25 protein-coding genes are annotated in these 25,759 nt (G+C 65.9%); 13 read left to right on the forward strand and 12 right to left on the reverse strand.

Going from position 1 to position 25,759, the window contains the following annotated elements; all coding sequences use genetic code 11:
• Positions 1 to 79 precede the first annotated feature (79 nt).
• Positions 80 to 1,144, forward strand: a complete 1,065-nt coding sequence (gene fba / locus API01S_RS17015; RefSeq protein WP_006221144.1) for a class II fructose-bisphosphate aldolase — start codon at positions 80 to 82, stop codon at positions 1,142 to 1,144.
• A 102-nt stretch (positions 1,145 to 1,246) separates the two neighbouring features.
• Here the strand turns inward: fba and API01S_RS17020 are convergent, their stop codons facing one another.
• A complete protein-coding gene (locus API01S_RS17020) occupies positions 1,247 to 1,702 on the reverse strand; it encodes a GFA family protein (RefSeq protein ID WP_006221143.1) in 456 nt (151 codons plus the stop codon).
• A gap of 241 nt (positions 1,703 to 1,943) precedes the next feature.
• On the opposite strand from API01S_RS17020, the gene API01S_RS17025 reads away from it, so the two are divergent.
• From API01S_RS17025 to API01S_RS17045, 6 genes are all read left to right on the forward strand, one after another.
• Complete coding sequence (locus tag API01S_RS17025; RefSeq protein ID WP_006221142.1) at positions 1,944 to 2,825, forward strand: phosphoribosylaminoimidazolesuccinocarboxamide synthase; 882 nt, start codon at positions 1,944 to 1,946, stop codon at positions 2,823 to 2,825.
• Between the two features lie 187 nt (positions 2,826 to 3,012).
• Entirely contained in the window at positions 3,013 to 3,171 is a 159-nt protein-coding gene (locus API01S_RS29335) for a DUF5993 family protein (RefSeq protein ID WP_006221141.1), read from the forward strand.
• Between the two features lie 11 nt (positions 3,172 to 3,182).
• Positions 3,183 to 3,755, forward strand: a complete 573-nt coding sequence (locus API01S_RS17030; protein WP_061305392.1) for a disulfide bond formation protein B — start codon at positions 3,183 to 3,185, stop codon at positions 3,753 to 3,755.
• Positions 3,756 to 3,860: 105 nt separating this feature from the next.
• Complete coding sequence (gene purE / locus API01S_RS17035) at positions 3,861 to 4,391, forward strand: 5-(carboxyamino)imidazole ribonucleotide mutase (protein WP_061305395.1); 531 nt, start codon at positions 3,861 to 3,863, stop codon at positions 4,389 to 4,391.
• Positions 4,388 to 5,578, forward strand: coding sequence for a 5-(carboxyamino)imidazole ribonucleotide synthase (locus API01S_RS17040; RefSeq protein ID WP_061305397.1), 1,191 nt, complete (start codon positions 4,388 to 4,390; stop codon positions 5,576 to 5,578). The genes purE and API01S_RS17040 overlap by 4 nt, the downstream gene beginning before the upstream one ends.
• Positions 5,579 to 5,594: 16 nt before the next feature.
• Positions 5,595 to 6,653: an L-threonylcarbamoyladenylate synthase gene (locus API01S_RS17045; RefSeq protein ID WP_061305399.1), complete on the forward strand. Its 1,059-nt coding sequence runs from the start codon at positions 5,595 to 5,597 to the stop codon at positions 6,651 to 6,653.
• Between the two features lie 37 nt (positions 6,654 to 6,690).
• Here API01S_RS17045 and API01S_RS17050 read toward each other — a convergent pair whose 3' ends face one another.
• Genes API01S_RS17050 through API01S_RS17065 form a run of 4 tightly spaced genes read right to left on the reverse strand, consistent with a single transcriptional unit; the run spans position 6,691 to position 9,914 of the window.
• Complete coding sequence (locus API01S_RS17050; RefSeq protein ID WP_006221136.1) at positions 6,691 to 7,518, reverse strand: IclR family transcriptional regulator domain-containing protein; 828 nt, start codon at positions 7,516 to 7,518, stop codon at positions 6,691 to 6,693.
• Entirely contained in the window at positions 7,518 to 8,159 is a 642-nt protein-coding gene (locus API01S_RS17055) for a 3-oxoacid CoA-transferase subunit B (RefSeq protein ID WP_006221135.1), read from the reverse strand. Before API01S_RS17055 ends, API01S_RS17050 begins: the two co-directional genes overlap by 1 nt.
• 10 nt (positions 8,160 to 8,169) lie before the next feature.
• Positions 8,170 to 8,850 (reverse strand): 3-oxoacid CoA-transferase subunit A, encoded by a 681-nt coding sequence (locus API01S_RS17060; protein WP_006221134.1) that lies wholly within the window; start codon positions 8,848 to 8,850, stop codon positions 8,170 to 8,172.
• Between the two features lie 47 nt (positions 8,851 to 8,897).
• A complete protein-coding gene (locus tag API01S_RS17065) occupies positions 8,898 to 9,914 on the reverse strand; it encodes a Bug family tripartite tricarboxylate transporter substrate binding protein (protein WP_061305401.1) in 1,017 nt (338 codons plus the stop codon).
• Positions 9,915 to 10,268: 354 nt separating this feature from the next.
• Here API01S_RS17065 and API01S_RS17070 point away from each other — a divergent pair, with 354 nt between their 5' ends.
• Together API01S_RS17070 and API01S_RS17075 are read left to right on the forward strand one after the other, a co-directional pair.
• Entirely contained in the window at positions 10,269 to 11,291 is a 1,023-nt protein-coding gene (locus tag API01S_RS17070) for an amino acid ABC transporter substrate-binding protein (RefSeq protein ID WP_006221132.1), read from the forward strand.
• A gap of 212 nt (positions 11,292 to 11,503) precedes the next feature.
• On the forward strand, positions 11,504 to 13,063 hold the full coding sequence (locus API01S_RS17075; RefSeq protein WP_061305404.1) for an acetolactate synthase large subunit: 1,560 nt from the start codon (positions 11,504 to 11,506) through the stop codon (positions 13,061 to 13,063).
• Positions 13,064 to 13,092: 29 nt separating this feature from the next.
• On the opposite strand, the gene API01S_RS17080 is transcribed toward API01S_RS17075, so the two are convergent.
• From API01S_RS17080 to API01S_RS17110, 7 genes are all read right to left on the reverse strand, one after another.
• Complete coding sequence (locus tag API01S_RS17080) at positions 13,093 to 13,803, reverse strand: ABC transporter ATP-binding protein (RefSeq protein WP_006221130.1); 711 nt, start codon at positions 13,801 to 13,803, stop codon at positions 13,093 to 13,095.
• Entirely contained in the window at positions 13,791 to 14,570 is a 780-nt protein-coding gene (locus API01S_RS17085; RefSeq protein ID WP_061305405.1) for an ABC transporter ATP-binding protein, read from the reverse strand. Before API01S_RS17085 ends, API01S_RS17080 begins: the two co-directional genes overlap by 13 nt.
• 19 nt (positions 14,571 to 14,589) lie before the next feature.
• Positions 14,590 to 15,741, reverse strand: a complete 1,152-nt coding sequence (locus API01S_RS17090; RefSeq protein ID WP_061305406.1) for a branched-chain amino acid ABC transporter permease — start codon at positions 15,739 to 15,741, stop codon at positions 14,590 to 14,592.
• A gap of 2 nt (positions 15,742 to 15,743) precedes the next feature.
• On the reverse strand, positions 15,744 to 16,625 hold the full coding sequence (locus tag API01S_RS17095) for a branched-chain amino acid ABC transporter permease (RefSeq protein ID WP_006221127.1): 882 nt from the start codon (positions 16,623 to 16,625) through the stop codon (positions 15,744 to 15,746).
• Positions 16,626 to 16,643: 18 nt separating this feature from the next.
• Positions 16,644 to 17,804, reverse strand: a complete 1,161-nt coding sequence (locus API01S_RS17100) for an ABC transporter substrate-binding protein (RefSeq protein ID WP_061305409.1) — start codon at positions 17,802 to 17,804, stop codon at positions 16,644 to 16,646.
• Positions 17,805 to 17,885: 81 nt separating this feature from the next.
• A complete protein-coding gene (locus tag API01S_RS17105) occupies positions 17,886 to 19,481 on the reverse strand; it encodes a benzoate-CoA ligase family protein (protein WP_061305418.1) in 1,596 nt (531 codons plus the stop codon).
• A gap of 69 nt (positions 19,482 to 19,550) precedes the next feature.
• Positions 19,551 to 20,027: a DUF4863 family protein gene (locus API01S_RS17110; RefSeq protein WP_050730846.1), complete on the reverse strand. Its 477-nt coding sequence runs from the start codon at positions 20,025 to 20,027 to the stop codon at positions 19,551 to 19,553.
• A gap of 178 nt (positions 20,028 to 20,205) precedes the next feature.
• Here API01S_RS17110 and API01S_RS17115 point away from each other — a divergent pair, with 178 nt between their 5' ends.
• The 4 genes from API01S_RS17115 (at position 20,206) to boxA (ending at position 25,683) form a co-directional block, all read left to right on the forward strand.
• Entirely contained in the window at positions 20,206 to 21,114 is a 909-nt protein-coding gene (locus API01S_RS17115; protein WP_006221123.1) for a helix-turn-helix transcriptional regulator, read from the forward strand.
• A gap of 117 nt (positions 21,115 to 21,231) precedes the next feature.
• Positions 21,232 to 22,920, forward strand: a complete 1,689-nt coding sequence (gene boxC, locus API01S_RS17120; RefSeq protein WP_061305420.1) for a 2,3-epoxybenzoyl-CoA dihydrolase — start codon at positions 21,232 to 21,234, stop codon at positions 22,918 to 22,920.
• Positions 22,921 to 22,950: 30 nt separating this feature from the next.
• Entirely contained in the window at positions 22,951 to 24,378 is a 1,428-nt protein-coding gene (boxB, locus tag API01S_RS17125; RefSeq protein ID WP_006221121.1) for a benzoyl-CoA 2,3-epoxidase subunit BoxB, read from the forward strand.
• Between the two features lie 54 nt (positions 24,379 to 24,432).
• A complete protein-coding gene (gene boxA, locus API01S_RS17130; protein WP_061305422.1) occupies positions 24,433 to 25,683 on the forward strand; it encodes a benzoyl-CoA 2,3-epoxidase subunit BoxA in 1,251 nt (416 codons plus the stop codon).
• Positions 25,684 to 25,759 lie beyond the last annotated feature (76 nt).

Consider the following 25,759-nt stretch of genomic DNA (forward strand, 5'->3'; position numbering starts at 1 on the left):
CAGCGATTCCCCCGTAAAATCCCCCCATTCAGCAGGACTTCAACCATCTTTCCATAGACAGTACTTAGGAGGACCACTCATGGCCCTAGTCTCCATGCGCCAGTTGCTCGACCACGCCGCCGAGAACGGCTACGGCATTCCGGCTTTCAACGTCAATAACCTGGAACAGGTCCAGGCCATCATGGAAGCCGCTGCGGAGACCGACAGCCCGGTGATCATGCAAGCTTCGGCCGGCGCGCGCAAGTACGCGGGCGAAGGCTTCCTGAAGCACCTGATCCAGGCCGCGGTTGAGTCCTACCCCCACATCCCCGTCGTGATGCACCAGGATCACGGCCAGTCGCCCAAGGTCTGCCAAGGCGCCATCGACCTGGGCTTCTCCAGCGTGATGATGGACGGTTCGCTGAAAGAAGACGGCAAGACCATCGCCGACTACGAATACAACGTCGAAGTGACCAAGAAGGTCGTGGACGTCGCCCACAAGCTGGGCGTGACGGTTGAAGGCGAGCTGGGCTGCCTGGGTTCCCTGGAAACCATGGAAGGCGACAAGGAAGACGGCCACGGCGCCGACGGCAAGCTGACCATGGATCAGCTGTTGACCGATCCGGAACAAGCCGCCGACTTCGTGCGCCGCACGCAGCTGGACGCGCTGGCGATCGCCATCGGCACCAGCCACGGCGCCTACAAGTTCACGCGCAAGCCCACGGGCGACATCCTGTCGATCTCCCGCATCAAGGAAATCCACGCCCGCCTGCCCAACACCCACCTGGTGATGCACGGCAGCTCCAGCGTGCCGCAGGAACTGCTGGCCGAGATCCGTGAATTCGGCGGCAACATGAAGGAAACCTACGGCGTGCCGGTCGAGGAAATCCAGGAAGCCATCAAGTACGGCGTGCGCAAGATCAATATCGACACCGATATCCGTCTGGCCATGACCGGCGCGATCCGCCGTTTCTTCGCCGAGAACCCCGAAAAGTTCGACCCGCGCGAATACCTGAAGCCCGCCCGCGCCGCCGCCAAGGCGATCTGTGTGGCTCGCTACAACGAATTCGGCACCGCCGGCAACGCCAGCAAGATCCGCGCACTGCCGCTGACGGAAATCGCCGCGCAATACGCGTCGGGCAAGCTGTCGCAAGTCGTGCAATAAGCCTGCGATGCCGCCGCTTTGCGGTGGCGGCGCGGTAAGGAAAAGGGGCGGGTCCATCACGGACCCGCCCCTTTGTTTTGCCGGGCGTTCAGTTCAGCCGCATCAGCCGGCCGGCGCGTTCTGCGGGAAATGCGGCACGCTGCGGTCCACGTGGTGCCAGGACGGCGCCGAGCTGGTCCATAGCGATGCCTTCGCATGAAACGCCTCGGGATCGTCGAGCGACCCCGCGCGCACCACTTCGTATCCCATGCCTTCCGAGCCGCCGAACAGCGGCGTGCCACAGGCCGCGCAGAAACTGCGCATGACGGTGTGGCCGGAATCACCTTTATAGCGATGTTCCTTGGCCTGGCCGCGCAGCATCGTTACCGAGCCGGCGGGAAATATCAGCGCATGGGCGGGGGCGCCGCCGCTGGAATATTGGCAGTCGCGGCAATGGCAGGTGGCGGCGGTGATGGGTTCGTCGGTGACGGCGTAGCGGATCGCGCCGCACTGGCAACCGCCAGTCAGGTGAACCTGCGCGTCGGCGGCGGACGGGCGTTTGAGGGAAGCATCCTGCATACGGCTTGTCTCCGGGCGTAAGGTCTGCGCCGTGACGCCGCTGGGGCGGTCGGCGCGTATCGTGTGTCGGTAATCAGAGCCTAACCCGGCCCTTGCCGCCCGGCAAGACGGACATATTTGCAGTAATCTATGCGTCTTGCAGAGGCCACGCCGCCTTTTGCGCAGGTTCCGATTTCGTTCTACTTCCCGCCCTGGCGCTCGCCCGTGGCGGGAATCTTCATTTTTGCCATAGGCCATTCCCGTGACTTCTGCTTTGCATCAATCCAGCATCAAGTCCTTGCCGCTGCTGGGCCGCGGTAAGGTGCGCGATATGTACGCGGTGGGCGACGACAAGTTGCTGATCGTCGCGTCGGATCGTATCTCCGCCTTCGACGTGATCCTTGACGACCCGATCCCCGGCAAGGGACAGGTGCTGACCGAGCTGACCGAATTCTGGTTGCAGAAGCTGGCCCACATCCTGCCGAACCACTCCACGGGCGTGAAGCCCGAAGACGTGGTCGCCCCCGATGAAGTGGACCAGGTGCGCGGCCGCGCCGTCGTGGTCAAGCGCTTGAAGCCGATTCTGGTGGAAGCCGTTGCACGCGGCTATCTGATCGGCTCCGGCTGGAAAGACTACCAGGCCACTGGCGCCGTCTGCGGCATCCAGCTGCCCGCCGGCCTGCAACAGGCCAGCCAGTTGCCCGAACCCATCTTCACGCCCGCCGCCAAGGCCGAATTCGGCATGCACGACGAAAACGTGGACTTCGCGCACGTGGTCAAGGAAGTCGGCCAGGAAATGGCCGAGCGCATCCGCGACGTGACGCTCAAGCTGTACACGGAAGCGGCCAAGTTCGCCGCGACCAAGGGCATCATCATTGCCGACACCAAGTTCGAATTCGGCCTGGACGACAACGGCACGCTGCACTTGATGGACGAAGTGCTCACGCCCGATTCCTCGCGCTTCTGGCCCGCCGACGGCTACCGCGTGGGCATCAGCCCCCCGTCGTTCGACAAGCAGTTCGTGCGCGACTGGCTCGAAACCCAGACCTGGGACAAGACCCCGCCCGCGCCGCGCCTGCCCCGCGAAGTGCTGGAAAAGACGGCCGCCAAGTACCGCGAAGCGCTGGATCGCCTGATCGCCTGAACGACCCCGCCTGGCGCTGCCAGCACAAAGCCCGCCTGTCGCCAGGCGGGCTTTTTTATTGCCCGGGCGCACCGCCGGACGCACAAGCCGCCGCCGCGCGCATCAGGGCTTTCGATAACAATTATGTCGGATTGTTACGTTATACTCCGGGGCTGCTTACAGGACGCCGCCTACAGGAGCCCGTTGCATGATCATGATGTTGCCCTTTCTGACTGGCCTTGCCGCCGTCTGGTTTGGCGTGCTGGGTAAGCGCCGTCCGTGCGTAACCTTCTGGCTGCTGACGCTGCTGATCTTCGCCGCGTGGTGCCAGCATCACATGACCACCCCGCTGGCGTTGTCGCTGTAAGGGCCGGGGCGATGATCTTCTCTCGCAATCCGGCGCGCGGCTCGCGCGTGCTCAACGCCCTGGCGCTGCTGGGCGTGACGGGCATCCTGGCCATGGCCTTTGCCTGGCAGATCATTTATGACGAGCTGCCTTGCCCGCTCTGCCTGTTGCAGCGCGTGGCGCTCATTCTTGCCGGCGTCGGCTTCCTCTTGAACATGCGGCTGGGGCCGTCGCCCATGCACTACGGCATGAGCATCGCGGCGTCGCTGGGCGGCATGGTCGCCTCGGGCCGGCAAGTGCTGCTGCACATGGCGCCGGGCGATCCGGGCTACGGCTCGCCGTTCCTGGGCATGCATTTCTACACCTGGGCGTTCATCGCCTTCGGCGCCATCATCGTCTTCTGCGTGCTGATGCAGACCGCCGACCGCAAGTGGGGCGACAGCATGCTGAAAAAGCCGGTGTCGGCGCTGGGCATCCTCGTCATGGCCCTGTTTTTCGTCATGACGCTGGCCAACCTGGGCAGCACCACGCTGGAGTGCGGGTTTGGGCCTTGCCCCGACAATCCCGAGACCTATCTGTGGCTGCCATCGCCGGCCGCGCCATAGCCTGCCGCGCGGGCCGGGTAAAATACCGGGTTTCGCGGACCGAGTCCGCAGTCCATTGACATTCCGCGGGCCCGTTTCCGCGGTCTTACCTCTTTGACACCGGTTATGACAGCCAAGACTTCCGCAGCGGCCAGCGCCACCCCCGTGGTGGGCGTGATTATGGGATCTTCCAGCGATTGGGAGGTCATGAAGCACGCGGTCAGCATGCTTGAGGATTTCGGCGTCGCCTATGAAGCGCGCGTGATTTCCGCGCACCGCATGCCCCAGGACATGGCCGAATACGGCGCGGCCGCGCATGGCCGTGGCTTGCGCGGCATCATCGCCGGCGCGGGCGGCGCGGCGCATCTGCCGGGCATGATGGCGGCGCTGACCGAAGTGCCGGTGTTCGGCGTGCCGGTGCCGTCCAAATACCTGCGCGGCGAAGACTCGCTGCTGTCCATTGTGCAGATGCCCAAGGGCGTGCCGGTGGCGACGTTCGCCATCGGCGAGGCGGGCGCTGCGAACGCCGCGCTGCACGTGATCGCCACGCTGGCGGGCACCGACGCGGATCTGCATCAGAAGCTGGTGGCGTTCCGCGCCCGCCAGACGCAAGCCGCGCGCGACATGAAGGTTCCCCCCGAGGCGTCCAACGTATGAGCCAGTCGACTGCTTTCATGATTGCTCCCGGCGGCTGGCTCGGTTTGTTGGGCGGTGGCCAGCTGGGCCGCATGTTCTGCCACGCGGCGCAAAGCCTGGGCTACAAGGTCGCGGTGCTGGACCCGGCCGATGAATGCCCCGCCGGCATGGTCGCCGACCTGCACATCCAGGCCGCCTACGACGACGAAGCCGGGCTGGCCCGCCTGGCGCAGACCTGTCAGGCCGTCACCACCGAATTCGAGAACGTCCCCGCGCAGAGCCTGCGCACGCTGGCCACGCGTTGCCGCGTCAGCCCGGCCGCCGACGCCGTCGCCATCGTGCAGGACCGCATCGCCGAAAAGACCTTCATCGCCTCGCAAGGCATCGCCGTTGCGCCGCACGCTGCGATCCGCGCCGAAGCCGATCTGCGCGCCGCGCCCGACGCCTTGTTCCCCGGCATCTTGAAAGTGGCCCGCCTGGGCTACGACGGCAAGGGCCAGGCCCGCATCAACACGCGCGACGAAGCGCTGGCCGCCTTCGCCGAATTCGGCGGCGTGGCCTGCGTGCTGGAAGCGCTGATGCCCCTGGACTACGAAATCTCGGTCGTGCTGGCGCGTGGCTTCGACGGCGCAAGCGTCGTCTTCCCGGTCGCGCGCAACGTGCATCGTGACGGCATCCTGGCCGTGTCGACCGCCGCGCCCGTGCAGTCGGACGCCGCCCACGCCGAACGCCAGGCCCGCGCCACCGAAGCCGCGCAATCCATTGCGCAAGGCCTGGGCTATCACGGCGTGCTGTGCGTGGAATTCTTCGTCCTCAAGGACGGCAGCCTGATCGTCAACGAGATCGCGCCGCGCCCGCACAACAGCGGCCACTACACGATGAACGCCTGCGTCACCAGCCAGTTCGAACAGCAGGCGCGCGCCATGGCCGGCTTGCCGCTGGGCGGCACCGCGCTGCTTGCGCCCGCCGTCATGCTGAACATCCTGGGCGACATCTGGTATGAATCCGCGCAGGCCACGCAGCAGCGCGAACCCGATTGGGCCGCCGCTCTGGCGGTGCCCACGGCCAAGCTGCACCTGTACGGCAAGCGCGATGCGCGCCGTGGCCGCAAGATGGGCCACATCACCATCGTGGCGCCCACGCTGGAACAGGCCCGCAGCGACGCCGCCCGCGTGGCCGCCGCGCTGGGCATGCAGGCCCCCGAGTAACCCCGCGACCGTCCCGATGCCTTCTTTGACCACGCCCGTTTCCGCCAGCGCTGCGGACATTGCCCACGCCGCCCAACGCCTGCTGGACGGCGAGCTGGCCGCCTTTCCGACCGAGACCGTCTACGGCCTGGGCGCGGATGCGCAAAGCCCGGAAGCGGTGGCGAAGATCTACGCGGCCAAGGGCCGGCCGTCGAACCATCCCGTGATCGTGCACATCGCGCCCACGGGCGACGTGTCCTACTGGGCGGCCGACGTGCCGCCCGAGGCGCGCTTGTTGATCGACGCCTTCTGGCCGGGGCCGCTGACGCTGATCCTCAAGCGCGCGCCGCACATCGCGGATACGGTCAGCGGCGGCCAGGACAGCATCGGCATCCGCTGCCCCTCGCATCCCGTAGCGCAGGCGCTGCTGGCCGCCTTTGCCGCAGGCAAGCCGAACGGGCAGGGCGGCGTGGCCGCGCCGTCGGCGAACAAGTTCGGCCAGGTATCGCCCACGCGCGCTGAACACGTGCGCAGCGAATTTCCCGATGAAGTCGCGGCCGGCATGCCGGTGCTGGAAGGCGGCGCGTCGGAAGTGGGTATTGAATCCACCATTCTTGACCTGTCGCGCCTGGACCGTGGCGCCGGCCCCGTGCTGCTGCGTCCCGGTCATATCAGCGCCGCGCAGATCGAAGCGGTGCTGGGCGTGCAGGTGTTCGCGCCCGACGCGGCCGCGCCGCGTGCCTCGGGCACGTTGAAGGCGCACTACGCGCCGCGCACGCCGCTTGAACTGGCTTCCGACGAACGCCTGCGCGACATCGTGCAAGGCCGCAACCTGCCGACGGGCAAGGTCGTGGTGGTGGCTTACGGCGAACCGCCCGAGGCGCTGGAAGCGCGTGTGCAATGGCAGCCGGTGCCGGCAGACCCCGCGCGCTATGCGCAGGCGCTGTATGGGCTGCTGCGCGATCTGGACACGCAAGGCTATGCGCGCATCGTCGTGCAGGCGCCGCCCGCCACCGACGCGTGGCATGCGGTGAACGATCGCATCGGCCGCGCGGCCGCCGCGTTCACGCTGGACACGACTGACCTGGGTTCCTAGGACTCGGCCGGCGCGGCAAGGCCCGCGCCACGCTGCCCTAGGCCACCAGAAATTCCCCGATTCTCTCCACCGCTTGGCGCAGCGGCGGCAGGAACTCGTCCGTCAGCCGCGCCAGCGGCACGCGCGCTGCTTTGACGCTGACGTTCACCGCGCCGCAGGCCTTGCCGCTGGCGGACCGCACGGGCACCGAGATCGCGCGCACGTTCAATTCCAGTTCCTGATCGACCACCGCGTAATCCTGTTCGCGGATGCGCGTCAGCTCGGCCCGCATCTGGGCTTCGGTGGTCAGTGTGAATTCGGTGTAGGGCTGCAAGGGCGTGGCGGCGAAGTAGCGCGCCAGCGCGGGTTCGGGCAACTGCGCCAGCAGCACCCGGCCAATCGATGTGCAATACGCGGGCAGTCGGCTGCCCAACCCCATGGACGTGGCCAGCAGGCGGTTCACTTCGGAACGCGCCAGGTAGAGCATTTCATTGCCTTCCATGATGGCCAGCGCGCAAGTTTCGTTGACCGTGGCGCTGAGTTCTTCCAGCACGGGTTGCGCCAGCGAGACGAACGGCGTGGACGAGAAATACGCGTAGCCCAGACCCAGGATGCGCGGGGTCAGCACGTACAGCCTGCCGTGCTGCTCCGCGATGCCCAGCAGCACCAGCGTATGCAGGCAGCGCTGCACGACGGCGCGCGGCAGCCCGGCGCGGCGGCTCAGTTCGGCGGCCGTCTGCGGATGGCGGCGCGTGCCGAATGCGCGGATCACGTGCAGGCCGCGCGCCAGGGTCAGCATGTAGTCGGGGTCGCCGCGAAACTGGTCGGGATGATCTTCAGCGGCCAGCGGCGCGGCGTAGCCGGGCGGAGGAAGGTTGGGCAGCATCAGCCCGCGCGCAGCGGCGCGCCGGTGCGTCCTTGCAGTTCGGTCAGCGTCATGCCGTCGATCATATCCCGAACCACCAGGCCTTCCGGCGTCACGTCGATCACCGCCAGATCGGTGTAGATGCGGTCGACCACGCCCGCGCCCGTCAGCGGATAGGTGCAGCGTTCCACGATTTTCGGATCGCCGTTCTTGCTGTTGTGTTCCATCATGATGAACACGCTGCGCGCGCCCACGGCCAGGTCCATCGCCCCGCCCACGGCCGGCGCTTCGCCCGGCTTGGCCAGCGACCAGTTGGCCAGGTCGCCGTTGGCTGCGACCTGCATGCCGCCCATGACGCAGATGTCCAGATGGCCGCCGCGCATCATCGCGAACGAATCGGCGTGGTGGAAGTACGCGCCGCCGGCCAGCAGCGTCACCGGCTGCTTGCCGGCGTTGATGAGGTCCAGGTTGATGGCGTCCTCGGCGGGCGGCGGGCCCATGCCCAGGATGCCGTTTTCGCTGTGCAGCACGATCTCGCGATCGTCCGGCAGGCAGGCGGCCACCAGCACGGGCATGCCGATGCCCAGGTTGACATAGCTGCCGTCGGGGATGTCCAGGGCCAGGCGGCGCGCCATGGCCTCGCGGGTAAGGGGTTGGTACATGCGGAAGGCCTCAGCTGGAAAAGGCGGCGTTGGCCACCTCGGTGACGCGCTTGACGAAGATGCCCGGAGTCACGATGGCTTCGGGCGGCAATTCGCCCAGGCCGGCTTTGGCGCGCACCTGCACGATGGTGGTCTTGGCCGCCATGCACATGATGGGGCCGAAGTTGCGCGCGCTCTTGTGATAGGTCAGGTTGCCCCAGCGGTCGCCCTGGTCGGCCTTGACCAGCGCGAAGTCGCCGTGCAGCGGCGTTTCGAAGACGTGGCCGCGCCCGTCGATGATGCGGGTTTCCTTGCCCTGCGCCAGTTCGGTGCCGTAGGCGGTGGGCGTGAAGAATCCACCCAGCCCCGCGCCCGCCGCGCGCAGCCGTTCGGCGATGGTGCCCTGCGGCACGCATTCCAGTTCGATGCCGCCGCGCCGGTACAGATCGTCGAAGACCCAGGAATGCGACGCCTTGGGAAACGAGCAGATCACCTTGCGCACGCGCCCGGCCTTGATCAGCGCGGCCAGCCCGGTTTCGCGGTTGCCCGCGTTATTGCTGACCACGGTGAGTTCGCGCGCGCCCTGGTCGATCAGCGCGTGGATCAGTTCGGTGGGCATGCCTGCGCCGCCGAAGCCGCTGATCAGCACCGTGGCGCCGTCGTGGATGTCCGAGACCGCAGCCTCGGGGCTGTCGATGAACTTGTCGATCATAAGAAAGCTCCGATCGCGCGGGCGGCGTTGGGGCCGCCCGCCGCCATTCAGTTCGCGGTGATGCCGACCTGCTTGATGACGTCGGCGTAGCGCGCCGACTCTTTTTGCATCAGCTCGGAAAATTGCGCCGTCGTGCCGCCCACCGGCATGAAGCCGACGTCAATGAACTTGCGCTTGACCTCGGGGTCTTTGACGACCTCGCGGATCTCGCGCGCCATGCGGTCGATGATCGGCTGCGGCGTGTTGGCCGGGGCCAGCAGTCCGGCCCATGAACCGGTCTCAAAGCCCGGCTGCCCGGCTTCGCCCATGGTGGGGATGGTGGGCTCGTCGGGCCAGCGTTCCTTGCCCGTGAAGGCCAGCGCCTTCAGGCGGTTCTGCTTGACGTATTGCATGGGCACCAGGATCGGGTCGAACACCATCGATACGCGCCCGCCCAAGAGGTCGGTGAGGATAGGCGCGCTGCCCTTGTAGGCCACGTGCGTCATCGCGATCTTGTTCTGCGAGGCGAACATGGCGCCGGTCAGGTGCGCGTTCGAGCCGGTGCCGCTGGACGCGTAGGTGAGCTTGTCGGGATGCTTGCGGCCATAGTCGACCAGTTCGGCCACGGTCTTGACCGGCACGTCCTCGGACACGAACAGGAACAGCGGCAGGTCGGCCATCTGCACGACGGGCACCAGATCGGTCGGCTTGAAGTTCAGCTTGTACAGGTGGAAGTTGACCAGGTAGGCGGGCAGCATGGCCAGGAAGGTATAGCCGTCGGGGTCCGCCTTGGCCGCCATGGCCGATCCCACGCTGCTGTTCGCGCCGGGCTTGTTTTCGACAATGATCGTCTGGCCCAGGCGCGGCGCCAGTTTTTCCACCACGATGCGGGTGACGATGTCGGTCGAGCCGCCAGGCGTGTAGGGCACGATGATCTTGATGGGTTTGCTGGGCCAGTCGTCGGCGGCCTGCGCCGGGCCGGCCATCAGGCCCGTGGCGGCCAGCGCCGAGCACAACAGGGTTTTCAAGGCAAGGCGGCGCGGGGCGGCATTGCGGCGATGCTGCGATTTGCAAACATGTGCCATGGATTTGTCTCCTCCATGAAGCGACCGAATATCGATGCGCGCCGGGATTTTTGTATGGCGCGCTCGGCGTTTTTTAAGGTGTTACGGCGCTGCCGTGTATCGGACAACGGCGTGAAAAAAGTATGGCATGCAGGGGCGTGCCCCATGAGCCGAAAGGGGTTGATTAAGTTCGATCACCGGACAAAACGCGGAATCTATCCAAGTCGTCATTCTTCGGGTTTCCGATAGGGAAAGCCGCGTTGTTCACACCGTGGACATGTCGTAATCTGGCGGCCGGCCCTGTAAAGCCGGGCCTGGTTTCAACCGCCGTCGTCTTACAAGGCGGCACGGACATCTATCTCAGGAGAGGCATCAATGAAGCGGTCAACTTTGTTTGCGGCTGGCGCCCTGGCCCTGGCTTGCGCGTCCCAGGCGGCGATCGCCGGCCCCACGCTGGACGCGGTAAAGAAAAAAGGGTTCGTGCAATGCGGCCTGACCGACGGCGTCTCCGGGTTCTCGGCCACCAACAGCAAGGGCGAATGGGAAGGGATGGATGTGGATATCTGCCGCGCCGTCGCGGCGGCGGTATTCGGCGACCCCAGCAAGTTCAAGGGCACCGCGCTGTCCACCCAGCAACGCTTCACGGCATTGCAATCGGGTGAGGTCGACGTGCTGCTGCGCACCGTCACGCTGACCCAGACGCGCGATACCTCGCTGGGCCTGTCCGCCGTCGCCGCCAGCTTCTACGATGGCCAAGGCATCCTGGTGAACAAGAAGCTGGGCGTCAAAAGCGCCAAGGAGCTGAACGGCGCCACCGTCTGCGTGCAACCCGGCACCACGACCGAACTGAACCTGGCCGACTGGTTCCGCGCCAACAAGATCGAATTCAAACCGGTGGTGATCGACAAGGTGACCGAAGTGGTGCGCGCCTTTGAATCGGGCCGCTGCGACGCCTTCACCGACGATTCCTCGCAATTGGCCGCCGTGCGCGCCACGCAGGTGGCCAAGCCCGACGATTACGAAATCCTGCCCGAACGCTTTTCCAAGGAGCCTCTCGGCCCGATGGTGCGCCAGGGCGACGAGAACTGGCTGGGCATCGTGCGCTGGACGCTGTTCGCGCTGCTGGAAGCCGAGGAATACGGCATCACGCAAAAGAACGTCGACGAGATGCTCAAGAGCAACAACCCCAACGTCTTGCGCATCCTGGGTGTGACGCCGGGGGCGGGCAAGAATATGGGCCTGGATGAAAAATGGGCCTACAACGCCATCAAGGCCGTGGGCAATTACAGCGAAGTGTTCGAGCGCAACGTGGGCAAGGACAGCAAGCTGGGTCTGGCACGCGGCACCAATGCGCTGTGGAGCAACGGCGGCGCGATGTATCCGTGGCCGATCCGCTGACCCATCTTCTGCGCTGACAAGGCGGCCTGCGCGATGCAGGCCGTTTTCTTTGGCCGCCCGGTGGTTTTATTCCGGCAGGCGAAATGCACGGCGAATGGTTCCATGCCGCCAGCCGCAAATGGGTCTATCGCGTTTTTGATACGCTACCTATCATGCTTATCAGGCGGGCGCGGATGCGCCCGCATCGCCATTGAAAACGACTAGGGAAAATCATGAACGGCGCTGACAGTCTCTGCGATACCTTGCTGGCCAACGATGTCGACGTATGTTTCGCCAACCCCGGCACATCGGAAATGCACTTTGTCGCGGCGCTGGATCGCAAGCCCCGCATGCGCTGCGTGCTGGGCCTGTTCGAAGGCGTGGTGACGGGCGCCGCCGACGGCTATGCGCGCATGGCCGACAAGCCGGCCGCCACCTTGCTGCATCTGGGACCGGGCCTGGGCAACGGCCTGGCCAACCTGCACAACGCCAAGCGCGCCCGCACGCCCATGGTCAACATCGTGGGCGACCACGCCACCTATCACGTGCAATACGACGCGCCCCTGACCAGCGATGTGGAAGGCGTGGCGCGTCCGATGTCTCATTGGGTCAAGCGCACAATGACCGCCGCCGCCGTGTCGGCCGACGCGGCCGAGGCGATTGGCGTGGCCCGGCAGGCCCCGGGCAACATCGCCACGCTGATCCTGCCGGCCGACACCGCCTGGACCGATTTGCCCGACAACGCGCCCGCGCCCGTGCAGGTCAAGGATGCCGCGCTGGCGCAGACCTCTGCCGACGCCGTGCGCGCGGCGGCTGCTGCGATCCGCTCGGGCGAAGTCACCGTGCTGATGCTGGGTGGCGCGGCGCTGCGCGAGCGCGCGCTGAACGCCGCCGGCCGCATCGCACGCGCGACCGGCGTGCGGTTGATGTCCGAAACGTCGAATCGCCGCATCGAACGTGGCGGCGCTCGCACGCCGGTCGATCGCCTGCCTTATCCCATCGATCTGGCCGTGGCCAAGCTGAAAGACGTCAAGCATCTGGTGCTGGCCGGCGCCAAGGCCCCGGTGGGCTTTTTTGCGTATCCCGGCAAGCCCAGCCTGCTGGCGCCGCCCGACAGCAACCAGGTGGTGCTGGCATCGGCCGAGCAGGATCTGGCCCACGCGCTGGAATGGCTGGCCGACGAGCTGGGCATTGCCGCCGACGCCCCGCGCCTGGCGACGCCGGCCGCCGCCTATGAAGTGCCGTCCAGCGGCAAGCTGACCGGCGCCGCCGTCAACATCCTGATCGCTCACACGCTGCCGGAACAGGCCATCGTGTGCGACGAATCCATCACTCAGGGCCGCGAATTCCCCATCTACAGCGCCAGCAGCGCCCCGCACGATTGGCTGATGCTGACGGGCGGTGCGATCGGCATCGGCCTGCCGCTGGCCACCGGCGCCGCCGTGGCTTGCCCGGACCGCAAGGTCATCACCTTGCAGGCCGATGGCAGCGGCATGTACACCTTGCAGGCGCTGTGGACGCAGGCGCGCGAAAACCTGAATTGCCTGACGGTGATTCTCGCCAACCGTTCCTATGCCACGCTGCACGGCGAGATGAAGAACGTCGGCGTGAAGGAACCGGGCCGCAACGCCCGTCGCATGCTGGACCTGGAAGAACCCTATCTGGACTGGACGCATCTGGCTCAGGGCATGGGCGTGGAGGCGGTCAGCGTGGATACGGTCGAAGGTTTCGCGCGTGCGCTGGCCGATGGCTTGAAGCGCCGTGGTCCGTTCCTGATCGAAGCCGTCATCTGATCATCTGATCGTTTGACGGCGGGCGCGGCCTACACGCCCAGATAGCGCGTCAGCTGTTCCGGTTGCCGGGCCAGCGACGCGCTATCGCCGTCTTCGACGATCAGCCCCTTTTCCATCACCAGGCAGCGGTCGGTGTGTTCGAGCACCGCGCGATAGTTGCGGTCGACGATCAGCGTCGACATGCCCGTTGCACGGATCTCGCGGATGATGCGCCAGATCTCGGCCACGATCAGCGGCGCCAGCCCCTCGGTGGCCTCGTCCAGAATCAGCAGATCGGGGTTGGTCATGAGCGCGCGGCCGATCGCCAGCATCTGCTGTTCACCGCCCGACAACTGTTGGCCGCCATGGCCCAGGCGTTCGCGCAGCCTTGGAAAGGTATCCAGCACGCGAGCGTAAGTCCAGCCCCTTGCGCCTTGCACGCCGGCGCGCGCCGCCACTTGCAGGTTTTCGCGCACGTTCAGATTGGGAAAGATGCCGCGCCCTTCCGGCACGTAGGCCACGCCCATACGCGCAATCGCGTGCGACGGCGCGCGCGTGCAATCGCGGCCCGCCACGCGCACCTGCCCACGCGTGCTTTTCACTTGTCCCATCAGGCTGCGGATCAGCGTGGTCTTGCCCATGCCGTTGCGTCCCACCAGCCCCACCGACTCGCCCCGCGCGATGTGCATGTCCACGCCACGCAATACGTGGCTGGCCCCATAGTGCACGTGCAGGCCGCCCGCTTCGATCAATGCGTGCATGCGTGCTCTCCTTGCGTGGCGGTTTCTTCGCCCAGGTAGGCCGTGCGCACCTCGGCGTTGGCGCGGATATCGGCCGGCGCGCCGCTGGCAATCGCCGTGCCATTGACCATGACCGTGATCGTCTCGGCGATGCGGAACACCGCATCCATGTCGTGTTCCACGAGCAGGATCGCGTGGTTCGCCTTCAGCGATTGCAGCAGGTCGAGGATGCGGTCTGTCTCTTCGGGTCCCATGCCCGCCAGCGGCTCGTCCAGCAGCAGCACGCGCGGTTCGCCCGCCAGGCACATGGCGATTTCAAGCTGCCGCTTGCGGCCGTGCGGCAGCAGCCCGGCCGGCCGCGCGGCGTCGCCCGTCAAGCCCGTGCGCGCGAGCGCTTCGTGCGCCAGTTCCGCGCTGCGCCGGCATGCGGCAGCGGGACGCCACCAATGCCAGAAACGCTGGCGCGCGGCCTGCGCCGTCAGCCGGCAGTTTTCGAACACGCTCAGTTCAGGAAACAGCGTGGACCGTTGGTAGCTGCGGCCCAGGCCCGCGCGGGCGCGCTCCGGCTGGCGCCACGCGGTGATGTCGCGTTCGCCCAGCACAACCTGACCGCTGCTGGGGGCCAGTTCGCCCGACAGGATGTTGATCAGCGTGGATTTGCCCGCGCCGTTGGTGCCGATGACGGCGTGCACCTGACCGCGCGCCAGCGCAAGCGATACGCCGTTGACCGCTGTCAGTCCGCCAAAGCGGCGGGTCAGTCCGATGGCGGCAAGCAAGGTGTCAGACATGGGGTTCTTCCTGGATCGGCTAGCGGCTGGCCGCAGGGGTGGACACGGAGGGGGGCAGGGCGGTCTTGGAAGACGCGCCATGGGTCTTGGCGGAAGAGGTGGGGGCGTTCGTGCTGGCGGCATCCGCGCCTGATGTTCCTGCGCGCGCAGCCCGAGCGTGTGAATCCCCGGTATTCGGCTCCTGCCCGCCGGTCTCCTGCGCACCCGCGCGCCGCGCATCGCGGCGGCTGCGCCACTGCGCTGGCAAGCCGGCAATGCCGTTGGGCAGCAGCGCCACCAGCGCGATGATGGCGATGCCCAGCGGCAGATGCCAATGGCGCGCGTAGTCGCCGAACAGCGCCTGCGACTGAAATAGCTCTTGCATCAGCACCAGCGTCACGGTTCCGATCACCGCGCCGCCCAGGCTGGCCATGCCGCCCAGGATCACCATCAGCAGCACCAGCCCCGACTGCTCCCAGGCCAGCAGCTCGGGCGTGACGAAGCCGTCTTTCAGCGCGAACAAAAAGCCCGCCAGACTGGCCAGCGTCGCGCCGACCACATAGGCCGTCAGCTTGTAGGGATACGTGGAATAGCCGGCCGCGCGCATGCGTTGCTCGTTGATGCGTATGCCGGCCAGCGCCGCGCCAAACGGCGACCGGCGCAGCAGCGCCAGAAAGCCCCAGGCCAGCGCCAGGCAGACCAGCACGAAGAAGTAGAACGTGGTGGCGTTGCCCAGGTCGAACGGCACCCAGCCGCCCACCGCGAGTTCGGGCCGGAAGTAAAGATAGATGCCGTCGCTGCCGCCGCCCACCTTGGTGTCGTGAAAGACGTAATAGGCCATCTGCGAAAACGCCAGCGTGACCATGATGAAATACACGCCGCGCGTACGCAGCGCCAGTGCGCCGGTCGCCAGGGCATACAGCGCCGCCGCCAGCAGCGCGGCCGGCAGCAGCCACCACAGGCTGGCCGCTGCGGACTCGGGCGACAGCAAGGCCGCCACGTAAGCGCCGATGCCGAAGAACGCGGCATGCCCCAGGCTGACCAGCCCCGCGCCGCCCACCAGCAATTGCAGGCTCAATGCGAAGATGGCGTAGATCATGACCTTGATGGCCAGGCCGGTGTAGTAGTCGCTGCCGCTGAATGCAAACGCGGCCAGTGCCAGCAGCGTTGCGATGGGTAGGAATTTCTGCATGGCTAGCCCTGTTTGAACAGCCCTTCGGGCTTGCAAAGAAGAATGAACGCCATCAGCAGATACACCAGTACGCCGGCCGCCGACGGGAACAGCACCTGTCCGAAGGTCTCGACAAAGCCCACCAGCATCGCGGCCAGGAACGCGCCGCGTATCGACCCGATGCCGCCGATCACCACCACCACGAAGCAGATGATGAGCACGCCGTTGCCCATGCCCGGATACACCGACGACACGGGCGCGGCGATGGTGCCGGCCAGCGCGGCCAGCGCCACGCCAGCTGCGAACACCAGCCGGTACAGCTTGTTGACGTCGATGCCCAGCGACCCGGTCATTTCCCGGTTGCTGGCGCCGGCGCGCAGCATCATGCCCAGGCGGGTACGCGAGATGACCCAGTACAGCAGCAGCGCCACCGCGATCCCCACGGCCGAAATGAACAGCCGGTACACGGGGTAGGTCATCACGCCGCCCAGCGAAATACTGCCTTGCAGCCAGTCGGGCAGCGGCACGCCGTGCACGTCGTTGCCCACCAGGATGCTGCGCAGCTCTTCGAAGACCAGGATCAGCCCGTAGGTCATCAACACCTGCTGCAAGTGGTTGCGGTGGTACAGGTAGCTGAAGAACGCGGCCTCCAGCACGTAGCCCAGCGCGCCGGCCAGCAGCACGCACACCGCCAGCGTCGCCAGAAAGCCGCCGCCCAGCCAGCGATCCACCACCGGACCCAGCGCGAACGCCATGTACGCGCCGATCATGTAGAAGCTGCCATGGGCCAGGTTGATGATGCCCATGATGCCGAAGATCAGCGTCAGGCCGCTGGCCACCAGGAACAGCAGCAAGCCGTACTGGAATGCGTTCAGGCTTTGGATAAGCAGGATGCTGATGTCCATGGGGCCTCCCGCGTGGCGTCAGAGCTTGCAGCCGCGGGCCGGATCGGCCAGCTTCTTCGCCGCGACTTCGACCACCTTGTTCTCCAGGCCGTCGACGCGCCGCAGGTAGATGTCCTGCACCGGGTTGCCCGCCGCCGACAGCGTGAACGGGCCGCGCGGGCTGTCCACCGTGGCGCCGCGCATGGCGTTGCGGAAGTCCGCCTTCTTGGCAAAGTCGCCCTTCACCGCGGACAGGCCCGACTGCATCAGCTGCGCGGCGTCATAGCCCTGCACCGCATACACGTCAGGCTGGGCGTTGTAGTTCTTGGAGTAGTCGGCGCGAAAGGCGTTGTCGCGCGGCGTGTTCAGGCCGTCGGCGTAGTGCAGGGTGGTCAGCAGGCCTTGGGCGGATGCGCCCTGCGCCTGCAAGGTGCCGTCCGTGAGGAAGCCTGATCCGTACAGCGGAATCGTCTTGTCCAGGCCTGCCGCGTGATAGTCCTGCACGAACTTCACCGCGCCGCCGCCCGCGAAGAACGTGAACACCATGTCGGGCTTGGTGGCGGCGATCTCGGTCAGCAGCGACTGGAATTCCACGTTGGGAAACGGCAGGCTCAATTCCTTGACGACCTTGCCGCCCGCCTTCTCGAAGCCTTCCTTGAAGCCGCCGATGGCTTCATCGCCCGCCGCGTATTTCCACGTGATGGTGACGGCCGTCTTGTGGCCCTTGGCGTAGGCGACCGGCCCCATGGCGTAGGCCGGCTGCCAGTTGGTGAACGAGGTGCGGAAGATGCCCGGGCCGCACAAGGGCCCCGTGATGGCGTTGGCGCCGGCGTTGGTGACGATGAGCGTCGTGTCGCTGTCCTTGGCGGCCTTGGCCAGCGCCATCGCCACGCCCGAATGCACGGTGCCGATCAGCACGTCGACCTGGTCGCGCTTGATCAGGCGGTTGGCGTTTTCGGCGGCCTTGGCGGGGTTGGATTCGTCGTCCACCTTGAAGTATTCGATCTCGCGCCCGCCCAGCTTGCCGCCTTGCTCGGCGACGTACAGCTTGAAGCCGTTCTCGATGGCGTTGCCCAGCGCGGCGTAGGTGCCGCTATAGGGCAGCATGAAGCCGACTTTGAGCTTGTCGGCGGCCTGCGCGCCGGTGGCGGCAAACGTCAGGGCCGCGGCAATCGCAGCCCGGGTCAGGGCGTGGTTCATGGTTTGTCTCCGTGCTTATCATGGGCTGGCTCGAGGCCGGCCGGGTTTAACCAACGCGCCGAGGATGTCGGCGAGGGGCTTTCATAGCGTTGCCTCTTCCAGCTGGCGCAGCCGGAAGCGCTGGATCTTTCCCGTGGCGGTCTTGGGCAGCTCTTCGGTGAAGTTGATCTGGCGCGGATATTTGAAGGGGGCAAGGTGCTGCTTCACATAGCGTTGAAGCGCGGCGCCCGTCTGTTCGTCGGGCTCGAAGCCGGGGCGCAGCACTACATAGGCTTTCGTCTTGACCAGCCCGTCGTGGTCCGGCACGCCGATCACGGCCGCTTCCAGCACGGCTTCGTGCTGCACCAGGATGTTTTCGACTTCCACCGGCGAGACATACTGGCCGCTGACCTTGATCATGTCGTCGCTGCGGCCGGCGTAGGTGTAGTAGCCGTCGGCGTCGCAGGTGTATTTGTCGCCGCTTTTTAGCCAGTCGCCCAGGAAGCACTGACGCGTCTTGTCGCGGTTGTTCCAGTACATCAGCGCGGCGCTGGGGCCCTTGATGTAGAGGTCGCCGATGGCGCCGGGCGCAACTGGCGCGCCGCTGTCGTCGCGCAACTGCACTTCATACCCCGGCACGGGCTTGCCGGTGGTGCCGTAGCGCAGTTGCCCCGTCTGGTTCGAGATGAAGATGTGCAGCATTTCCGTCGAGCCGATGCCGTCCAGGATCTCGCAGCCGAAGTGCCGCGTGAAGCGTTCACCGATGTCGCGCGGCAGGGCCTCGCCGGCCGATGTGCAGACCCGCATCGCAACTTGCTCGCGTGGCGGCAGTTCGGGCGAGGCCAACATGCTGGCGTACAAGGTGGGCACGCCGTAGAACACGGTGGGCCGGTGCCGCGTCAGGCGTTGGAACACTGCCTGGGGCGTGGGCCGTTCGCCCATCAGGATGACGGTGGCGCCCACCGACAGGGGAAAGGTCAGGCCGTTGCCCAGGCCATAGGCAAAGAACAGCTTGGCGGCGGAAAACACCACGTCGTCCTCGCGTATGCCCAGCACGGGCTTGGCATAGAGTTCGGCCGTGTGCCAGAGGTTGCCATGCGTGTGCACGACGCCCTTGGGCTTGCCGGTGGAGCCGGACGAATACAGCCAGAAGGCGATCTCGTCGGACAGCGTGCGCACGGCCGGGGCCAGTGGCGCGGCGGCCAGCAGCGCTTCGAAATCCAGCGTGTCGATGTCGGCCGATGGCGTGTCGACGGGCTGTGAGACGACGGGCTGCGTGTCGACGGGCTGTGAAACGACCACGTGTTCGACATCGCCCGGCGTCTGCGCCAGCGCGGCCTGCAACGTGGGCAGCAGCGCGCCGGAGACGAATACGGCGCGCACGCGGCTGTGCGTCACGATGTAGGCGTAGTCGTCCGGCGTGAGCAGCGTGTTGACGGCCACCGGCACCACGCCGGCGTGCAACGCGCCCAGGAACACGACGGGCCAGTCCACCGTGTCCTGCATCAAGAGCAGAATGCGTTCTTCGCGGCGCAGTCCCAGTTGCCGCAGCGCGCCGGCCATGCGCGCCACGCGTTCGGCCAGTTGCCCGTAGGTCAGCTGACGCGAGTCGTCGATGTAAGCGGGCTTGGCGGCGCGCGCGGCGTTCAGCGCCGCCAGATGGCTGGCGAAGTTCAATTCTGCGGGGCAGGTATTCACGGTTGTCTCCTGATGTCCTGGTGGGGCGCGCCACGGCATTGTTTTTTTGTGGCCGGGCACGGGCGAAGGTCAGCCGCCCGGCCGCGTGAAGTCGATGGCGCCGCCGGGCAGCAGGTACAGCACCAGCGCGCGGCCTTGGGTCACGGTGGGGCTGTGCGCGCTGCCGGGGCCGTAGACGAGCCAGCCGGCGCCATGGCCGTCGAAGCGCGCGTCGGCGGTCAGCGGCATGATCAGGTCGATTTCGCCGTTGGGGTGGGCGTGGTGGGGGCCGGCCAGATCGTTCATGTCGACCACATCCACCGAGCAGCCGGCCAGATCGTCGGCCGGCTTGATGACGCGGCCGTAGCGGATGCCCCCGCCTTCGCGGTTGCACATCCATCCGTCTGCCACGCCCTGCTTACAGGCGGCGAAGATGCGCTCGTACAGCGCGCTGCCGGGGCCGGCCTCGCGGTTCAGCGTCGCCTGGAGCCCGTCATCCAGCGGCTGGTTCGCCACCAGGCGCGTGGCCTCTTGCATCAGGGCATGGAATTGATCTGGCGTGCTCACCGGGACTCCTCCTTTACACTGTCGGCGCCTTGGACGCGGCATGTATTTCAATGCCGCTTTTTTGCGCAATGACGGCTTGGAACTGCTTGGAAGGAAAAATAGTGCTTCCATACGAAAGGGTCAAGCACTATAGTGCATAAAACAAGGCTTATCAGGGTATTTGCGGAGTCAGCCAAACATGAACCAAGCGCTAGATGCGGCGCCATCCGAACCCAGGCGGGAAGCTTTCCTGGTGGCTTTAGGCGAGCGGGTGCGCCGCCTGCGAGCCATACGCGGCATGACGCGTAAGAGCCTGTCGCAAGTCACAGGGGTGTCAGAACGGCATCTGGCCAATCTTGAGCATGGGGTGGGCAATGCGTCCATCCTCGTCCTGTTGCAGATCGCGCGCGCCTTCAACTGCGCGCTGGCCGAGCTGGTGGGGGACGTCACCACGGAATCGCCCGACTGGCTGCTGATCCGCGAACTGCTCAGTGGCCGCACGGAATCCGACCTGCAACGCGCGCGCGAAGCCCTGACCCAGCTGTTTGGCGTGGGCGCGGGGGCGCAGCGGCCCAACCGCACGCAGCGCGTCGCGCTGATCGGCCTGCGCGGGGCGGGCAAATCCACGTTGGGGCAGATGCTGGCCGACGACCTGGGCTATCCCTTCGTCGAACTGAATCGCGAAATCGAGCGCGTGGCCGGGTGCAGCATCCTGGAAATCCACAACCTGTATGGCCCGAACGCCTATCGCCGCTACGAGCGGCGGGCGCTGGAAGAGGCGGTGCAGATCTATCCCGAGATGGTGCTGGCTACGCCCGGCGGGCTGGTGTCCGAACCCGCCACGCTGAACCTGCTGCTGGCCCACTGCTATACGGTATGGCTGCGCGCCACGCCGGAAGAACACATGGGCCGGGTCATGGCGCAAGGCGATTTCCGGCCCATGTCCGGCAATAACGAGGCCATGGCGGACCTTAAGCGCATCCTGGCCGGGCGCGAAGCCTTTTACGCCAAGGCCGACCTGACCTGGGTCACCAGCAACCTGGAAGTGCAGGAAAGTTTCGCCGGCCTGCGCACCCAGGTACGCAAAGCCTGCGGCCTGCCGCTGTAAACCTGCACTTTTCTGCATGTCTCGCTTGACGTGCGTTTTTGCCTGAACTAATCTGCACAATAATTCATGTAATGCAGTATTTTTCCTGTTCAGGCAGGGCGTACGAGGAGACACACCATGAGCAGCACCGCAAACGGGCTGGACACCCGGCCCGAGGCCCGCGTCGATTTCCGCACCCGGCCCGACCTGTATCGCCATTGGCGCCTGACGTTCGATGGCCCCGTCGCCACGCTGGCGATGGACGTGGCCGAAGACGGCGGCCTGCGCCCCGGCTACAAGCTCAAGCTGAACTCCTATGACCTGGGCGTAGACATCGAGCTACACGACGCGCTGCAACGCATCCGCTTCGAACATCCCGAAGTGAAAAGCGTGGTGGTCACCAGCATGAAAGACCGCATCTTCTGTTCGGGCGCGAATATTTTCATGCTGGGGCTGTCGTCGCATGCGTGGAAGGTCAACTTCTGCAAGTTCACCAACGAAACGCGCAACGGCATCGAAGACTCCAGCCGCCACAGCGGCCTGAAATTCATCGCGGCGCTGAACGGCGCCTGCGCAGGCGGCGGCTATGAACTGGCGCTGGCCTGCGACGAAATCCTGCTGGTGGACGACCGTTCCTCTTCGGTGGCCTTGCCGGAAGTACCGCTGCTGGGCGTGCTGCCCGGCACGGGCGGCCTGACGCGCGTCACCGACAAGCGCCGCGTCCGCCACGATCACGCCGACATCTTCTGCACGCTGGTCGAAGGCGTGCGCGGCCAGCGCGCCAAGGATTGGCGGCTGGTGGACGACGTGGTCAAGCCCGCACGCTTTGACGAGGCGGTGCGTGAACGCGCGCTGGCGCTGGCCGAAGGCAGCCACCGCCCGGGCGGCGAACGCGGCATCGCGCTTACGCCCATCGAACGTACCGAATCCCCCGATCGCCTGTCGTATCGCTACGTGGACATACAGCTGGACCGCGACAAGCGGCTGGCCACCTGGACCGTGCGCGCCCCGCAGGACGCGGTGCAATCCGAACTGGACGACATCGTCGCGGCGGGCGCTGCGTGGTGGCCCTTGCAGATGGCGCGCGAACTCGATGACGCCATCCTGTCCATGCGCACCAACGAACTGGACATCGGCACCTGGATCTTCAAGGCCGAAGGCGACGCCGACGCCGTGCTCGCCGCCGACGTGGCGCTGGAGCGGCATGCGGACCACTGGTTCGTGCGCGAAACCGCCGGCATGCTGCGCCGCACGCTGGCGCGCCTGGACGTCACCTCGCGCAGCCTGTTCGCGCTGATCGAGCCGGGTTCCTGCTTTGCCGGCACGCTGCTGGAACTGGCGCTGGCCGCCGACCGCAGCTACATGCTGGACAACGAGGCCGAACCCGACGCCCCCGCCGCGCAGGTCGTGGTGGGCGAACGAAATTTCGGCGCGTATCCGATGGTCAATGGCCAGAGCCGGCTGCAACGCCGCTTCTATGAAGAGACTGGGCCGATGGAAGCCGTGCGCGCGCGCGCTGGCCAGCGCCTGTCCGCGCAAGACGCCCTGGAACTGGGCCTGGTCACCTATGCGCCGGACAGCATCGATTGGGATGACGAAGTGCGCATGATGCTGGAAGAGCGCCGCGCGCTGTCGCCCGACGCCTTGACCGGGCTGGAAGCCAATCTGCGCTTTGGCGGCCAGGAAACGATGGAAACGCGCATCTTCGGCCGGCTCACCGCCTGGCAGAACTGGATCTTCAACCGTCCCAATGCGGCCGGCGACAAGGGCGCGTTAAAGCTCTACGGCAAGGGCGAGCAGGCCACGTTCGACTGGAACCGGGTCTGAACCCGGTCTGAAAAAACAAGGAGCGAGACAATGTCTGGAATCAACTACACCGATAAGATCCCCAATAACGTCAACTTGTCCGGCGACCGCACCTTGCAACGCGCGCTGGAACACTGGCAACCCAACTACCTGCAATGGTGGCAGGACATGGGCCCCGACGGCTCGCATGGTTTCGATGTCTACCTGCGCACGGCCGTCAGCGTGGAACCCGACGGCTGGGCCAACTTCAACCACGTGCGCATGCCGGACTACCGCTGGGGTATTTTCCTGGCGCCGCAGGACGGCCAGCGCAAGATCCACTTCGGCGAGAACATGGGCCGCGACGTCTGGCAGGACGTGCCCGGCGAACATCGCGCCAACCTGCGCCGCATCATCGTGACGCAGGGCGACACCGAGCCCGCCTCGATCGAGCAGCAGCGCCACCTGGGCCTGACCGCGCCGTCGCAGTACGACCTGCGCAACCTGTTCCAGATCAACGTCGAAGAAGGCCGTCATTTATGGGCCATGGTGTATCTGCTGCACCGCTATTTCGGCCGCGATGGCCGCGAAGAGGCCGATGCGCTGTTGCAACGCACGTCGGGCGATGCCGACAACCCGCGCATCCTGGGCGCGTTCAACGAAAAGACGCCGGACTGGCTGGCGTTCTACATGTTCACGTACTTCACCGACCGCGACGGCAAGTTCCAGCTGTGCGCGTTGGCCGAGTCCAGCTTCGATCCGCTGGCTCGCACCACGAAGTTCATGCTGACCGAGGAAGCGCATCACATGTTCGTGGGCGAGTCCGGCATTTCGCGCGTCATCCAGCGCACTTGCGAAGTGATGAACCAGCTCAAGACCGATGACCCCGAAAGCGTGCGCGCGGCCGGCGTGATCGACCTGCCCACCATCCAGCGCTACCTGAATTTCCACTACAGCGTCACCATCGATCTGTTTGGCGCGGACCAGTCCTCGAACGCCGCCATCTTCTATGGTTCGGGCCTGAAAGGGCGCTATGAAGAATCCAAGCGTACCGACGACCATCAACTGAAGAACGACACCTATCGCGTGCTGACGGTCAACAACGGCAAGCTCAATGAAGTCGAAGTGCCGATGCTGAACGCCTTGAACGAAGTGCTGCGCGACGACTTCATCCGCGATTCCGTCGCGGGCATCGGCCGCTGGAACAAGGTCATCGAGAAAAGCGGCATTCCGTTCCGGCTGCACGTGCCGCACAAGGCGTTCAACCGCCAGATCGGCACGTTGGCCGGCATCCGCATGTCGCCCGAAGGCGAGATCCTGTCTGAATCGCAATGGCAGGCGAACAGCCACAAGTGGCTGCCCACGCCCGAGGACCGCGCGTTTGTCGCCTCGCTGATGGGGCGCGTCACCGAGCCCGGCAAATTCGCCAACTGGATCGCGCCGCCCGTCATGGGCATCAACCGCCAGCCGGTCAATTTTGACTACGTCCGTTTCAACTGAAGGCGTCGAGGGCGGCGCGTTGGCGCCGCCTGTCCGCGCATTGGGAAGACCGCGATGAACGCCCCCTTACCCGTAGACGTGCTCCGGCAGCACCTGATCGATCCCGAGATCTGCATCCGCTGCAATACCTGCGAAGAGACCTGTCCGGTCGACGCCATCACGCACGATTCCAACAACTACGTGGTGGACCCCGACATCTGCAATGGCTGCATGGCCTGCGTGCCGCCGTGCCCGACGGGGTCGATCGACAACTGGCGGCTGATGGTGCGCAGCGAAGCGTATTCGGTGCAGGAACAGCTGGGTTGGGAAGAGCTGCCCAAGGAAAAATCCCTGCCGACGCCCGCCGTGGAATCCGACGTGCTGGCGCCCGCCGCCGATGCGGCCTTGCCGGCCAGCGCGCCGGGCGTCGCCGCCACGTTCACGCCGGCCGGCGCCAGCGTGCCGCCGTGGTCGGCCGCGCATCCCTACGTCAATCTGTACACGCACAAGACGCCCATGACGGCGACCGTCGTGGGCAACTACCGCGTGACGGGCGCTGACACCGAAAGCGATATTCACCACATCGTGCTGGACTTCGGCGAGTTGCCGTTTCCGGTGTTGGAAGGGCAGTCGATCGGCATCCTGCCCCCCGGGCTGGACGCGCAGGGCCGCCCGCATCACGCGCGCCAGTATTCGTTGGCAAGTCCGCGCGATGGCGAGCGCGCCGGCTACAACAACCTGTCCTTGACGGTAAAGCGCGTCACCGAAAACCACGGCGGGGCGGCGGCGCACGGCGTGTGTTCCAACTACCTGTGCGATCTGGCCAAGAACGATACCGTGCAGGTCATCGGCCCCTTCGGCCACACGTTCCTGATGCCGAACCACCCGCGCGCCAACCTCATCATGATCTGCACGGGCACCGGGTCAGCGCCGATGCGCGCCATGACCGAGCGCTACCGACGCCGCATCGATACCGGCGAAAACGGCAAGCTGATGCTGTTCTTTGGCGCGCGCACCGAACGCGAACTGCCGTACTTCGGCCCGCTGATGAAACTGCCACGCGACTTCATCGACATCAATCTTGCGCTGTCGCGCGAGGCTGGGCAGCCCAAGCGCTACGTGCAGGACCTGATCCGCGATCGCGCCGAGCAGGTATGCGCGCTGCTGGCGGACCGTAACACCTGCATCTACGTGTGCGGCTTGAAGGGGATGGAAGTCGGCGTGCTGGACGCCTTGCGTGACGTGACGATGCAATCGGGGCAGGATTGGTCTATTCTGCACGATGTGCTGCGCCGCGAAGGGCGTCTGCATTTCGAGACCTACTAGCGTCACCTAACCTTGGCGCCATGTAAAAACGGCGTCGTTCACCAACAGGCATTCGTGCCAGACGAAGGTGGTGAAG

Origin of the sequence: Achromobacter piechaudii NBRC 102461 (assembly GCF_001571245.1) — a bacterium.
Classification (GTDB): Bacteria; Pseudomonadota; Gammaproteobacteria; order Burkholderiales; family Burkholderiaceae_B; genus Achromobacter; species Achromobacter piechaudii.